Here is a 12459-nt window from a genome sequence, read left to right as displayed (position 1 = left end):
GCAATCCTCGAAAGCCTCGCCTGCGGCCCATGCGGCGAAGGCGATGGCGCCGACCGCTTCGTGGTTGGCGGCCCCAAACTTTCGGATCGTTAGATCCGTTACCACCACCTGGCCGGCGTGAACCGGCCGGCTGCCTGCTCGATCACGTGAGCCGTCTTGAAGAGGGTTTCCTCGTCGAAGGGCTTGCCGATCAGCTGCAGGCCGAGGGGCAGGCCCTTCTGATCGAGGCCGGCGGGCACGGCGATGCCAGGCAGGCCCGCCATGTTGACCGTGACCGTGAAGATGTCGTTCAGATACATCTTCACCGGGTCGGAAGCGAGGTTCTCATCGGCGACGCCGAAGGCGGAAGACGGGGTCGCCGGCGTCAGGATGGCGTCGACGCCGGCGTTGAAGGCGAGTTCGAAATCGCGCTTGATCAGCGTCCGCACCTTCTGGGCGCGGATGTAATAGGCATCGTAATAACCGGCCGACAGCACATAGGTGCCGATCATGATGCGGCGCTTGACTTCCTGGCCGAAGCCGGCGGCGCGCGTCTTCTCGTACATGTCGACGATATCCTTGCCATCGACGCGCAAGCCGTAGCGCACGCCGTCGTAACGCGCCAGGTTCGAGGATGCCTCGGCTGGAGCTACGATGTAATAGGCCGGAAGGGCGTATTTGGTGTGCGGCAGCGAGATGTCGACGATTTCGGCGCCGGCATCCTTCAGCCAGGCGATGCCCTGGCGCCAGAGGGTCTCGATCTCCTCAGGCATACCGTCGACACGATATTCGCTTGGAATGCCGATCTTCATGCCCTTCAGCGACTGGCCAAGCGCTGCCTCATAATCCGGCACGGGCAGATCGACCGAGGTCGTGTCCTTGGCGTCGACGCTCGCCATCGACTTCAGAAGGATTGCGGCATCGCGCACATCGCGGGCGATCGGGCCTGCCTGGTCGAGGGAAGAGGCGAAGGCGACAGTGCCCCAGCGCGAGCAGCGTCCATAGGTCGGCTTGATGCCGACGGTGCCGGTGAAGGCGGCCGGCTGGCGGATCGAGCCGCCGGTATCGGTTGCGGTGGCGCCTGCGCAAAGATGCGCGGCAACGGCCGCGGCCGAGCCGCCGGAGGAACCGCCGGGAACGAGCTGCTGGTTGGAACCTGCCGCACGCCAGGGATTGATCACCGCGCCATAATGCGAGGTCTCGTTGGACGAGCCCATGGCGAACTCGTCCATGTTGAGCTTGCCGAGCATGACGGCGCCGTCGTCCCAGAGGTTCTGCGTGACGGTCGATTCATAACGCGGCTCGAAACCATCGAGAATGTGGCTGCAGGCCTGGGTATGCACGCCGACGGTGGCAAAAAGATCCTTGATGCCGAGCGGAATGCCTTCGAGATCACCGGCCTTGCCGGCAGCGATACGCTCGTCGGAATTCTTCGCCATAAGGCGGGCGAGATCCGGCGTCACCTTTATATAGGCATTCAGATGGCCATTGGCGGCATCAATCGCCGAGATATAGGCCTCGGTCAGTTCGAGTGCGGTGATTTCCTTGGCGCGCAGCTTCCGGCGGGCTTCGGCAATGGTCAGGCTGGTGAGTTCGCTCATGATGTTTTCGCTTCAGATCTGAAAATGGCAACAGGGTCGGAAAGAGGCTTGAAGCCTTATTCGACGACTTTCGGCACCAGGAAGAAATTGTGATCGGTGATTGGCGCATTGGCGACGATATCGGCGGCCTTGCTGCCGTCGGTCACCTCATCCGTCCGCTTCTTCATCGCCATCGGCGTGACTGAAGTCATCGCTTCGACGCCATCGACATTGACTTCGGAGAGCTGCTCGACAAAGCCCAGGATGCCGTTCAGCTCGCCGACCATGCGATTTGCCTCGTCTTCGGAGACGGCAATACGGGCAAGGTGGGCGACGCGCTTCACGGTGGCAAGATCGACGGACATGGCATTCTCCGGATGGGATTTTTCCTACCCGCTATAAAGGCCATGTCCGCCCGGTGCAACGGGATTTCGTCAGATCGACAGGCTCGCGGCGGGCTTCAGCGCCTTCACTTCGGTCTTCGATCCCTCCATGCCGGCAACGAATTTATCGGCCGTCTGCTCGATGATCGGGAAGGTGCCGAAGTGACAGGGAATCGCCGTCTTGAAGTTGAAGTAGCGCCGGCAGGCAAGGGCCGCCACCGCGCCGCCCATGGTGAAGCGGTCGCCGATCGGCACGAGGCCGATATCGGGCTGGTGCAATTCATTGATCAGCGCCATGTCGGCGAAGATGTCGGTATCGCCCATGGCGAGGATCGAGGCTTCATCGTCGAAATGCAGCATCAGGCCGTTGGCATTGCCGAGCGCATGCGAGACGCCGTCTTCGGTGATCTGGGCGGACGAGTGCAGCGCATTGGTGAAGGTCGCCGAGAAACTGCCGAGCGCGATCGTGCCGCCGGTATTGCCCATCTCGAGCCTGTCGAGACCCTTGGAGCCGAGCCAGGCAGCGAGATCGGCATTGGCGAGAACAACGGCGCCGGTTTCCTTGGCAAGCGCCACTGTATCGCCGACATGGTCGCCATGCCCATGCGTCAGCAGGATATGAGTAACGCCTGCGGAGACATCCTTGATATCCTGGCCGGAGAAGGACGCGTTGTGGCTGAGAAACGGATCGAGCAGGATCGTCGCTTTTCCGGTCTCGATGCGGAAGGCGGAATGGCCAAGCCAGGTGATCTTCATGAAATCTCTCCTTTATTACGTGATGCAAAAGCCTGTTTGGATGCTATGGACATATCTCATGCGGCCGCAAAGAAAAGCGGCGGCGACTTCAATTTCTTTTGACGGGATGGAATGGCGATGACGGTGCTGACGATCGAGGAAATGGCCGAGACGCTTGCCCCGCGGCAGGCCATTGCCGGACTCGATCTCGGCACCAAGACGATCGGGCTTTCAATGTCCGATCTCGGGCGGCGTTTCGCCACGCCCCGCCCGGTGATCCGGCGCGTCAAGTTCACCATCGATGCGCAGGCGCTCATGGATTTTGCGACAGCGGAAAAGGTCGCGGGATTCGTCATCGGCCTGCCGATGAACATGGACGGATCGGCAGGTCCGCGGGTGCAGGCGACACGCGCCTTCGTGCGCAACATGGAGCAGAAGACCGCGCTGCCCTTTGTCTACTGGGACGAGCGGTTATCGACGGTGGCGGCTGAACGGACGCTGCTCGAAATGGACGTCTCGCGCGCCAAGCGGGCCGAACGGATCGATTCGGCCGCCGCGAGCTTCATCCTTCAAGGCGCGCTCGACAGGCTTTCCTTGCTGGCGAGATCCGATGGAGACGAATTCAGCTGACGCGCCCTCCACCAGGCGACGATCGACCTGCGTTTCCGGAAGCCGAGGATGGCGAAGACGACGAGACTGTCGACCGCGATCGCACGGGCAACGAGCGGCGGAATGGTTTCCGGCGGAATGCCGAGGACCTCGCCATACAGCTGGAACGTCAGGTCATGCACCTGCCGCGACAGCATGAAGATGCCGAAATTCATGTCGTAATAGGAGAGCCAGTACCATCCGCCCAGAAAGACGATGGGGCCGGCCCAGAAGATCAGAAACCACTTCATGCGGCCTCTCCTCCATGCTTGCGCGCGACGGGCAGATCGAGGGAAACCAACCGGGTCGACAATGCCATGATGCAAAGCACCAGCGTCGGAATTGCGATATCCAGCGCCAGGACTGCGAAAAACATCATCGCAGTCACGAGAAAGGCGGCTTTGGCGATCCTGGTTCCCATTGATGTCAACTCGGGGGCTCTTACTCATTCCATCTCTGCTCCCCTCCACACTGTCGGGTTAACCGAGGCCAGGCAACGTAAACCATTCATTAAGGTTAACGCGGCAGCCGCTGCCTGTGGATGAATGAGCTGTCAGCCGTAGACGCCGCGCACGATGCGCTTCAGCGCCGTCGCCGCCTTCTCCCAGTCCTTCGGCGTCTTCAGCGACAGACCGGCGCACTGCCCGCCGCTTGCAGCGGCAAGCACGAGATGCTGGATCGCGGCGATGATGACGGCATTGACGGCTGCGGCATCGACGCCCTTCGGCGGCGCCAGCGAGCCGCGCATGCGCTCCAGCCAGAGAGCGAGCGCCTTCGAACGCGCTTCGGAAAGCCGCCTCACCTGCTCGGTGTTCTCAGATATCTCCCAGGCGAGGATGCGTCGCATCAGCGGATCGTTCCTCAAGGCTTCGAGGAGGAGAAGCGACAGCCGCTCCATCAGGTCGCCATAGGTGAGCAGGAACATGCCGCCGGCGTCTTCCGGAATGCGATCCCTGACCCATGTGCCGAGATCGGCGCCGATCGCCTCGACCAATCCGTCAAGACCGCCATAATAACGATAGATCAGCTGCTTGTCGCAACCGGCACGGCGGGCGACGGCATTGATGCCGAAATTCTGGAAGCCTTCCTCGGCCAGCAACCCCTTGGCAGCGGCAAGGATGGCGCGCTCCGTGGCGCCGCGATCCCGCACACGCCGTTCCGGCTCGCCGCCGACCTCAGGCAAATTTTCAAGTTTTACCGCTTCATCAAGCACGAACGACCCTTCCCCGCTGTCACCAATCGGTGAGTAGCGGGGAGGTTTCACGCAATCAATCCTATCCTCTTGAGAAGATTGTGGATATTCAATCCTGGCCAATGATTTGACGGCGAACGAGGACCGGCAGGCGATCCGTGGTTGGGTTACCCGGCGACAGGGCTTAAAAGCCGTCTCCCGCGACCTGTTGCAACCGGTGTTGTTTGCGGGCGGAACCTGGAACAAGAGAAATTTGCAGCCGACGGCCTGACGCATTATGTTGGCAACGAATAGGAGATTGCCGATGCTGTTGCGGAAGTATCGAGAAAACAAGGAAGCGCTCAAGCAAATCGGCCGGGAAGCGTTGGCCGAAAGCCGTCGCATGGGTCTGACGATCTCTGCCAAGGATCGACAGAACGAAGCTAAGGATCGGGCGAAACGTGAGCGTAACAAGGATCGCGCTCCTGCTACAGTAAGGTAGCAATCGCTTCATGCCGGAATTGACGTGCATCATCCTTGGTGGGCCGAACGGCTCCGGCAAATCATCCGCCTTCGCGAAGCTCGATCTTGAAGGCGTATGGATCAATGCCGACGAGATTGCCAAGTCTCTGCCTGAGAGCGACGACGGCAAGTCAAAGGAACGGCGAGCTTCCGAGGTCGCCCTTCGCCGGATCGCAGAGATGATCGAAACCCGGCAATCATTCGTCTTTGAGACAACACTGAGCAGCCAGCAATCTCTCCGGCTGATGCGCGAGGCGAAGTCGGCTGGTTTCAAAGTCGATCTCTACTATGTGGCCCTGGATTCCGTAGAAACGAACGTGGAGCGCGTCAGGCAGCGCGTCCAGAAGGGCGGACACAACATTCCTGAAGCCGACATCCGGAGGCGGCACAAGGGATCGCTGGCAAAGCTGACGGACGCCCTGACGATCGCGGACGAGGTTTTGCTGATCGACAACAGCGGCCTTGAACCGCACGCGGTATTCGCCATCAATGGCGGCGTGGTCCAATCTTTCGACATCGACGATAGCCAAGAGCTGCATCGCCTTATGGCGGCCAAGGTCTGCGAGGCCTACGGGTTGATTTGGGTGCATGACGGCTTCAGGAAATCGGTGTCCGCCGCATCGAAGTGACAACGAACGACTTTACTTTCAAAGAGCGGGCTGACCGTCCCGGGCCGTATCTTTTCAGAAATCTCACCCCGACTGTTGATCGCGATGGACGAACCCGGCATAGCTGCATTATGAACAATTCTAATATTCTCCGCTAAGGCCCTGCAATGGTGAACTATATCGAAGCCTCTTCCGCGCCCTCGAAGAATACGGGCGCCATCCGGCTTTACGACGCGCAAGCATACGAGGGCATGCGCAGGGCATGCCAGCTGACCGCGCGCTGCCTCGATGCGCTGGCCGACATCGTCAAGCCGGGGCTAGTGACCGATGACATCGACCGGTTCGTCTTCGATTTCGGCATGGATCACGGCGCCCATCCGGCGACGCTGAATTATCGCGGCTACACCAAATCGACGTGCACCTCGATCAACCATGTCGTCTGCCACGGCATTCCGAACGACAAGCCGCTGCGCGAAGGCGATATCGTCAATATCGACGTCACCTTCGTGCTCGACGGCTGGCACGGCGATTCCAGCCGGATGTATCCTGTCGGAACGATCAAGCGCGCCGCCGAGCGACTGCTCGAGGTCACCTATGAATCGCTGATGCGCGGCATTTCCGCCGTCAGGCCCGGCGCTCGCACCGGCGCAATCGGCGAGGCGATCCAGACCTATGCCGAGGCCGAGCGTTGCTCGGTGGTGCGTGATTTCTGCGGCCACGGCGTCGGCCGGCTGTTTCACGATTCGCCGAATATCCTGCATTACGGCCGCGCCAATGAGGGGCCGGAACTGCGCGAAGGCATGATCTTCACGATCGAGCCGATGATCAATCTCGGCCGGCCGCATGTGAAGGTGCTGGCCGACGGCTGGACGGCGGTCACCCGCGACCGGTCGCTTTCGGCGCAGTACGAACACACCGTCGGCGTCACCTCCGACGGCTGCGAGATCTTCACCCTGTCGCCCGGCGGGCTCGACCGCCCCGGCCTGCCATCGTTTGCCGGGTGACGATCCGATGGCGAAGGGGCCGGTAGCGACATCTTCCGACGACGAGCTGCCTTTCGAGACCGAAGAGCCTGTTGCCGCCGACGAACGCTCGTTCTTCGGCGGACAGCCGCAAAAAACGGCCGCGCCGAATGCCAAGGCCGCCCTGCCCGCTTCGCTCGCCGCGCAGGAGCATTATCACGGCCATCGCGAGCGGCTGCGTGACCGCTTCCGCGAACAGGGCGACACCGCCCTTGCCGACTACGAAATTCTCGAACTCCTGCTTTTTCGCCTGATCCCGCGGCGCGACACCAAGCCGATCGCTAAGGCGCTGATCGAACGCTTCGGCTCGCTCGCCGGCGTCTTCGGCGCCCCGGCGGCGCTGCTGACGGAGGTAAAGGGTGTCGGCGAGGCCGTGGCGCTCGACCTGAAGCTGATTTCGACCGTCGCCCACCGGACGCTGAAGAGCGAACTCAGGAGCAAGCAGGTGCTCTCCTCGTGGTCCTCGGTCATCCAGTATTGCCATGCGGCCATGGCGCATGAGACGCGCGAACAATTCCGCATCCTGTTCCTCGACAAACGCAACGTGCTGATCGCCGACGAGGTGCAGGGCCGCGGCACGGTCGACCATACGCCGGTCTATCCGCGCGAGGTGGTCAAACGCGCACTCGAGCTTTCGGCAACGGCGATGATCCTCGTCCACAACCACCCCTCCGGCGACCCGACGCCGTCACGCGCCGACATCGACATGACCAAGGTAATCATCGAGGCAGCCAAGGCGCTCGATATCACCGTCCACGACCATGTCATCATCGGCAAAGATGGCCATGTCAGCCTGAAGGGGCTGAAGTTGATCTGAAGCCGTCGCGCGCTGACATCGATTTGACGATGGTGATCATCGACGCGGCGGATGCACTTGATATCATCGTCCATGACCACATCATCAACGGCGATGTCGGCCTTACGGGCCTGACGCTGATAAAACACAGATCCGGCTGAAACGGCACTTGTAAAACAATCTGTAACATTGACCGGCTACCGATAGACAGGCGACATTTTTGTGTCGCAAATGATTCCTTTCCAATCCGGGGCCAGATGATGCTTCAGTACGATCTTGTTGTGGTGGGCAGCGGTCCCGCGGGGCGCCGCGGCGCGATCCAGGCTGCGAAACTCGGCAAGAAGGTGCTTGTCATCGAGCAGGGCAAACGCGTCGGCGGCGTCTCCGTGCATACCGGCACCATTCCCTCCAAAACGCTGCGCGAGACCGCGCTCAATCTTTCCGGCTGGCGCGAACGCGGCTTCTACGGCCGGTCTTACCGCGTCAAGGAAGAGATCAGTGCGGATGACCTGCGCCGCCGTCTGCTGATCACGCTCAACCACGAAGTCGAGGTGCTGGAACACCAGTTCGCCCGCAACCGCGTGCAGCATATTCGCGGCAAGGCGAGCTTCATCAATGCGTCGACGCTGCAGGTGATCAAGGATGACGGCGAGATTACCCAGGTCACCGCCGCAAGCGTGCTGCTTGCCGTCGGCACGAAGCCGTTCCGCCCCGATTACATACCCTTCGACGGCAAGACCGTTCTCGACAGCGACGAGTTGCTCGATATCCAGGAGCTGCCGCGCTCGATGGTCGTCATCGGCGCCGGCGTCATCGGCATCGAATATGCGACGATCTTCAGCGCGCTCGACACGGCCGTCACCGTCATCGACCCGAAGGCGACGATGCTCGACTTCATCGACAAGGAAATCGTCGAGGATTTCACCTACCAGCTGCGCGACCGCAACATGAAGCTGCTGCTCGGCCAGAAGGCAGACAAGGTGGAGACGCTCGAGGGCGGCAAGGTCGAGCTGACGCTCGACAGCGGCCGGCGCCTGACGACTGATATGGTGCTGTTTGCCGCTGGCCGCATGGGCGCGACCGACGCGCTGAACCTTCCGGCCATCGGCCTCGAAGCCGACAGCCGCGGCCGTCTCAAGGTCAATCCGGAAACCTTCCAGACATCCGTGGCCAACGTCTATGCCGCCGGCGACGTCGTCGGCTTTCCGAGCCTTGCTTCGACCTCGATGGAACAGGGCCGCATCGCCGCCCGCGTTGCGATCGGCGCGGTTGCCAAGGAGCCGCCGAAATATTTCCCCTACGGCATCTATGCCGTGCCGGAGATTTCGACCTGCGGCCTGACCGAAGAGGAGATGAAGGAGCGCGGCATTCCCTATGAATGCGGTATCGCCCGTTTCCGCGAAACCTCGCGCGGTCATATCATGGGCCTCGACACCGGGCTTTTGAAGCTGATCTTCTCGCTGAAGACACGCCGCCTGCTCGGCGTGCATATTGTCGGCGAAGGCGCCACCGAGCTGGTGCATATCGGCCAGGCGGTGCTCAATCTCAAAGGCACGGTCGAATATTTCGTCGAAAACACCTTCAACTATCCGACGCTTGCCGAAGCCTACAAGATCGCCGGCCTCGACGCCTGGAACCGGATGGGCGACATCAAGTCGGAACTTTAAACGCATCCCGGACGACAGAGCTGTCGACTCGGTCCGGCCGTCCAAAAACGGAGCCGAACGACATTGCGCATCATTTCGCTCAACGCCTGGGGCGGCAGGCTGCATGAGGCCCTGATCGATTATGTCAGGCAGGCCGATGCGGACGTGTTGTGCCTGCAGGAGGTGCTGCGGGCGCCGGGTGCGGATTGGGGATGGTCGATCTATCGGGATGCCGGGCTGGAACTGCCGCAGCGCGCCAATCTGTTTGCAGAGATCAGCGCCGCCCTGCCCGGCCACGACGGCTTCTTCTGCCCGACATCGAGAGGCGAGCTGTTTAACGGCGATAGCGCCATTGCCGCCGAATTCGGGCTGGCGACCTTCGTGCGCAAATCGCATTCGGTTATCGCCCAGGGGCTGGACTTCGTGCATGGCGGTTTTTCCGCCAACGGCTGGGGTGAACATCCGCGGCCGCGGAACGCCCATTGCATCCGCGTCGTCAGCCGTGAGAACGCTTCCAGCCTGACCATCGCCCATATGCATGGCCTGCGTGATCCGGCCGGCAAGAGCGACACGGCGGCGCGCGCGAAGCAGGCCGCCGCACTGGTTGCGCTTGTCGAGCGCGTCTGGCCCGGCGGTGAAGGGCTCGTTGTCTGCGGCGATTTCAACGTACTGCCCGACAGCGAGACTTTCGCGATTCTCGCCAGACTCGGGCTTTCCGAGCTCGTCACCGGAAACGGCCTTGTAGACACGCGAACCTCCTACTATCTGAAGCATGGCCGCTTTGCCGATTACATGCTGGTCACACCGGAGGTGAAGATTGCCAGGTTCGAGGTGGTCGAGGCGCCCGAGGTCTCCGACCACCGCGCATTGCTGCTCGATATCGGGTAGTATATTGAGGAATGTGCTGCGAGAAGCGTTTTGCGTGCAGCGCCGTTTTTTGCGCCTTAGTTTGACCGCCTGAATCGTATTGATACGCCATGCCTGATAGATGCATTCAACGCCATTTTGCCTCCGGCAAAAGCTTCTGAAGAAAGATAGATAATCTTGTCCCATGTCTTGGAAGCTGCGCGCCGACGTTTTCAGCTAATCCTGATCAAGCCGTCGCATTATGACGACGACGGCTATGTCATCCGCTGGTGGCGGGCGATGATCCCTTCCAATTCGCTCGCGGCTCTCTATGGCATCGCCGCCGAATGCGCTGAGCGTAAGGTGCTCGGGCCCGATACGGCGATCGACATCACCGTGATCGACGAGACCAATACGCGGATCGACTTCGCCGGGCTGCTCGCACAATTCAAGCGCCACGACAATTTCGGCATGATCGCGCTGGTCGGCGTCCAGACCAACCAGTATCCACGTGCGCTCGATATCGCCCGGCCCTTCCGCGATGCCGGCCTGCCGGTTTCGATCGGCGGCTTCCATGTTTCCGGCTGCCTGTCGATGCTGGACGGCAAGGCGGTCGGGCTCGAAGCCTGCCGTGATATGGGCATTTCGATGTTTGCCGGCGAGGCCGAGGGCCGGCTGGAGATGGTGTTGCGCGATGCCGCGAGCGGCGAGCTGAAGCCGCTCTATAATTTCATGAACGACCTTCCCGGCATCGGCGGCACGCCGGTTCCCTTCCTCCCGAAGGACAATATCCAGCGCACGCTTGGGCTCAGCACCAGCTTCGATGCCGGACGCGGCTGTCCCTATCAGTGCTCGTTCTGCACCATCATCAACGTGCAGGGACGCAAGTCGCGTTTCCGCTCGGCCGATGACGTCGAGAAGCTGGTGCGGATGAACTGGGCGCAGGGCATCCATAAATTCTTCATCACCGACGACAATTTCGCTCGCAACAAGGATTGGGAAGCGATCTTCGACCGGCTGATCGAACTCAAGGAGCGGGACGGCATTCCGCTCGGCCTGATGATTCAGGTCGACACGCTCTGCCACAAGATCCCGAATTTTATCGAGAAATCCCGGCGGGCCGGCGTCACCCGCGTTTTCATCGGCCTCGAAAACGTCAACCCTGACAATCTGACGGCCGCCAAGAAGAACCAGAACAAGATCACCGAATATCGCAAGATGCTGCTCGCCTGGAAGGCGCAGGGCATCATGACGCTCGCCGGTTATATCTTGGGCTTCCCCGCCGATACGCCGGAATCGATCCGCCGCGACATCGCGATCATCCAGGAAGAGCTGCCGCTCGATGTCATCGAATTCTTCATCCTGACGCCGCTGCCCGGCTCCGAGGATCATCAGGTTCTATGGAAGAAGAATGTCGAGATGGACAGCGATCTCAACATCTACGATGTCGAGCACGTCTGCACCGCGCATCCGAAGATGAGCAAGCAGGAGTGGGAAGACATCTACCACGAGGCCTGGGCGCTCTATTATTCACCTGATCATATGAAGACGCTGCTGCGCCGCGCCGTGGCGACCGGGGTACCGCTCGCAAGACTCGTCAAGGTTCTCGTCTCCTTCGCAACGACCGTGCCGCTGGAAAACGTCCATCCGCTGCAGAGCGGCCTCCTGCGCTTGAAGACGCCTTCGGAGCGGCGCCCCGACCTGCCGCGTGAAAATCCGCTCGTCTTCTGGCCGCGTTTTGCCTGGGAAACCTTCAGAAAACACGCTTCGCTCGCCGGCACGATCATCGGCCTGACCATTTCGGCATTCCTGATTTCAAGGGAAGCGAAGTCGAAGACCTATATGGATCAGGCCCTGACGCCGGTCGCCGACGATGAGGAAGAGACACTCAGCCTCTTCACCAAAACAGCAGGCGGCACTGCTGCCGTCAGCCATGTGAGGAAAGTCGCGGAGCTGACGCGGACGGCGCATTGAATTGCCATTCCGCTAAAGCGCGTCGCACGGATCACGGTCAACGCGATACGCTTTAGCGGCTTGAGGTTTGAGCGACCTGGTTTATCTGGGCTATCTCAGCCACTTGCAGCGTGTCGACGAATTCGACGATCTTGACTGGTTTCCCATCCTTGAAATGGATTTTGTCGACGAATTCCGTATGGAAGCTCACGCCCGATGGAATGTGCCGGACCTCACCTTCGCGATGGGCGAAGACCATATGCTCGTCCTCGTCCACATAAATGCCGGTTGTCTTGATCTTGGATAGATCCCAAACAGTGATGAGCTGCTCTATCACCTGACGAAAGGCAGGCCCGCCGGATTCAGTCGAAAGAGGCGCCATCCGTGCACTGCCGGCCATCCGAAAGGTACAATCCTCCCCGAACAGCGCCAGCGTGCCCTCGATATCGCCGCGGCCACGCACAGCATAGATATCCTCTACCAGCTTCTTCATGTCGTTCTTTGCGGTCATTTTCAGGTCCCTCCACCCACCAGCAAATCTGCACCGATTTATACTTCATTGCAACTATT

The 12459-nt window shown here is 60.7% G+C and carries 16 protein-coding genes; 9 read left to right on the top strand and 7 right to left on the bottom strand.

The annotated features are described in order from the left end of the window. Positions 1-98: 98 nt before the first annotated feature. The 3 genes from gatA to CO657_RS07730 all read right to left on the bottom strand — a co-directional run bounded on the left by gatA (position 99) and on the right by CO657_RS07730 (position 2698). Positions 99-1580, bottom strand: coding sequence for an Asp-tRNA(Asn)/Glu-tRNA(Gln) amidotransferase subunit GatA (gatA, locus tag CO657_RS07740; protein WP_054183226.1), 1482 nt, complete (start codon positions 1578-1580; stop codon positions 99-101). Positions 1581-1636: 56 nt separating this feature from the next. Continuing rightward, entirely contained in the window at positions 1637-1924 is a 288-nt protein-coding gene (gene gatC, locus CO657_RS07735; RefSeq protein ID WP_003586910.1) for an Asp-tRNA(Asn)/Glu-tRNA(Gln) amidotransferase subunit GatC, read from the bottom strand. A gap of 69 nt (positions 1925-1993) precedes the next feature. Then, the gene (locus CO657_RS07730; RefSeq protein ID WP_054183227.1) at positions 1994-2698 is read right to left on the bottom strand and encodes a metal-dependent hydrolase; all 705 of its coding nucleotides are present in this window, start codon (positions 2696-2698) and stop codon (positions 1994-1996) included. Between the two features lie 117 nt (positions 2699-2815). Between CO657_RS07730 and ruvX the strand changes: the two genes are divergently transcribed. Continuing rightward, entirely contained in the window at positions 2816-3307 is a 492-nt protein-coding gene (gene ruvX, locus CO657_RS07725; RefSeq protein ID WP_012557506.1) for a Holliday junction resolvase RuvX, read from the top strand. Here ruvX and CO657_RS07720 read toward each other — a convergent pair. The 3 genes from CO657_RS07720 to CO657_RS07715 all read right to left on the bottom strand — a co-directional run bounded on the left by CO657_RS07720 (position 3247) and on the right by CO657_RS07715 (position 4538). Further along, positions 3247-3576 carry a DUF6105 family protein gene (locus tag CO657_RS07720; protein WP_012557505.1) on the bottom strand — a complete coding sequence of 110 codons (330 nt, stop codon included), beginning with the start codon at positions 3574-3576 and terminating at the stop codon, positions 3247-3249. The genes ruvX and CO657_RS07720 overlap by 61 nt on opposite strands. Further along, complete coding sequence (locus CO657_RS36665) at positions 3573-3746, bottom strand: hypothetical protein (protein ID WP_003586917.1); 174 nt, start codon at positions 3744-3746, stop codon at positions 3573-3575. The genes CO657_RS07720 and CO657_RS36665 overlap by 4 nt, the downstream gene beginning before the upstream one ends. A 132-nt stretch (positions 3747-3878) precedes the next feature. Then, a complete protein-coding gene (locus CO657_RS07715; RefSeq protein ID WP_037073143.1) occupies positions 3879-4538 on the bottom strand; it encodes a TetR/AcrR family transcriptional regulator in 660 nt (219 codons plus the stop codon). Between the two features lie 283 nt (positions 4539-4821). Here CO657_RS07715 and CO657_RS36660 point away from each other — a divergent pair, with 283 nt between their 5' ends. From CO657_RS36660 to CO657_RS07680, 8 genes are all read left to right on the top strand, one after another. Then, complete coding sequence (locus CO657_RS36660) at positions 4822-4998, top strand: hypothetical protein (RefSeq protein ID WP_003586920.1); 177 nt, start codon at positions 4822-4824, stop codon at positions 4996-4998. Positions 4999-5008: 10 nt separating this feature from the next. Continuing rightward, positions 5009-5647 carry an ATPase gene (locus CO657_RS07710; RefSeq protein ID WP_054183228.1) on the top strand — a complete coding sequence of 213 codons (639 nt, stop codon included), beginning with the start codon at positions 5009-5011 and terminating at the stop codon, positions 5645-5647. 146 nt (positions 5648-5793) lie between these two features. Beyond that, positions 5794-6630 (top strand): type I methionyl aminopeptidase, encoded by an 837-nt coding sequence (map, locus tag CO657_RS07705; RefSeq protein ID WP_003586924.1) that lies wholly within the window; start codon positions 5794-5796, stop codon positions 6628-6630. Positions 6631-6637: 7 nt separating this feature from the next. Next, positions 6638-7465, top strand: a complete 828-nt coding sequence (gene radC / locus CO657_RS07700) for a RadC family protein (protein WP_003586925.1) — start codon at positions 6638-6640, stop codon at positions 7463-7465. A gap of 29 nt (positions 7466-7494) precedes the next feature. Beyond that, complete coding sequence (locus tag CO657_RS07695) at positions 7495-7605, top strand: DNA repair protein RadC (RefSeq protein WP_245279847.1); 111 nt, start codon at positions 7495-7497, stop codon at positions 7603-7605. Positions 7606-7704: 99 nt separating this feature from the next. After that, on the top strand, positions 7705-9111 hold the full coding sequence (gene sthA, locus CO657_RS07690; protein WP_054183296.1) for a Si-specific NAD(P)(+) transhydrogenase: 1407 nt from the start codon (positions 7705-7707) through the stop codon (positions 9109-9111). A 63-nt stretch (positions 9112-9174) separates the two neighbouring features. Continuing rightward, entirely contained in the window at positions 9175-9978 is an 804-nt protein-coding gene (locus CO657_RS07685; RefSeq protein WP_054183229.1) for an endonuclease/exonuclease/phosphatase family protein, read from the top strand. A gap of 156 nt (positions 9979-10134) precedes the next feature. Further along, positions 10135-11910, top strand: a complete 1776-nt coding sequence (locus tag CO657_RS07680) for a B12-binding domain-containing radical SAM protein (protein WP_003586930.1) — start codon at positions 10135-10137, stop codon at positions 11908-11910. 52 nt (positions 11911-11962) lie between these two features. On the opposite strand, the gene CO657_RS07675 is transcribed toward CO657_RS07680, so the two are convergent. Continuing rightward, complete coding sequence (locus tag CO657_RS07675; RefSeq protein WP_054183230.1) at positions 11963-12400, bottom strand: nuclear transport factor 2 family protein; 438 nt, start codon at positions 12398-12400, stop codon at positions 11963-11965. Between the last annotated feature and the right edge of the window lie 59 nt (positions 12401-12459).

The sequence above is a fragment of the Rhizobium acidisoli genome (assembly GCF_002531755.2).
Taxonomy (GTDB): domain Bacteria; phylum Pseudomonadota; class Alphaproteobacteria; order Rhizobiales; family Rhizobiaceae; genus Rhizobium; species Rhizobium acidisoli.
The sequence above is the reverse complement of the archived record's forward strand: the minus strand, read 5'-3'. Positions and strand labels throughout refer to the sequence as shown.

What these genes read in the sequence shown, in the direction of transcription:
- gatA (WP_054183226.1), bottom strand. Translation starts at nt 1,580, where the DNA reads ATGAGCGAACTCACCAGCCTGACCATTGCCGAAGCCCGCCGGAAGCTG.
- gatC (WP_003586910.1), bottom strand. Translation starts at nt 1,924, where the DNA reads ATGTCCGTCGATCTTGCCACCGTGAAGCGCGTCGCCCACCTTGCCCGT.
- CO657_RS07730 (WP_054183227.1), bottom strand. Translation starts at nt 2,698, where the DNA reads ATGAAGATCACCTGGCTTGGCCATTCCGCCTTCCGCATCGAGACCGGA.
- ruvX (WP_012557506.1), top strand. Translation starts at nt 2,816, where the DNA reads ATGACGGTGCTGACGATCGAGGAAATGGCCGAGACGCTTGCCCCGCGG.
- CO657_RS07720 (WP_012557505.1), bottom strand. Translation starts at nt 3,576, where the DNA reads ATGAAGTGGTTTCTGATCTTCTGGGCCGGCCCCATCGTCTTTCTGGGC.
- CO657_RS36665 (WP_003586917.1), bottom strand. Translation starts at nt 3,746, where the DNA reads ATGGGAACCAGGATCGCCAAAGCCGCCTTTCTCGTGACTGCGATGATG.
- CO657_RS36660 (WP_003586920.1), top strand. Translation starts at nt 4,822, where the DNA reads ATGCTGTTGCGGAAGTATCGAGAAAACAAGGAAGCGCTCAAGCAAATC.
- CO657_RS07710 (WP_054183228.1), top strand. Translation starts at nt 5,009, where the DNA reads ATGCCGGAATTGACGTGCATCATCCTTGGTGGGCCGAACGGCTCCGGC.
- map (WP_003586924.1), top strand. Translation starts at nt 5,794, where the DNA reads ATGGTGAACTATATCGAAGCCTCTTCCGCGCCCTCGAAGAATACGGGC.
- radC (WP_003586925.1), top strand. Translation starts at nt 6,638, where the DNA reads ATGGCGAAGGGGCCGGTAGCGACATCTTCCGACGACGAGCTGCCTTTC.
- CO657_RS07695 (WP_245279847.1), top strand. Translation starts at nt 7,495, where the DNA reads ATGGTGATCATCGACGCGGCGGATGCACTTGATATCATCGTCCATGAC.
- sthA (WP_054183296.1), top strand. Translation starts at nt 7,705, where the DNA reads ATGCTTCAGTACGATCTTGTTGTGGTGGGCAGCGGTCCCGCGGGGCGC.
- CO657_RS07675 (WP_054183230.1), bottom strand. Translation starts at nt 12,400, where the DNA reads ATGACCGCAAAGAACGACATGAAGAAGCTGGTAGAGGATATCTATGCT.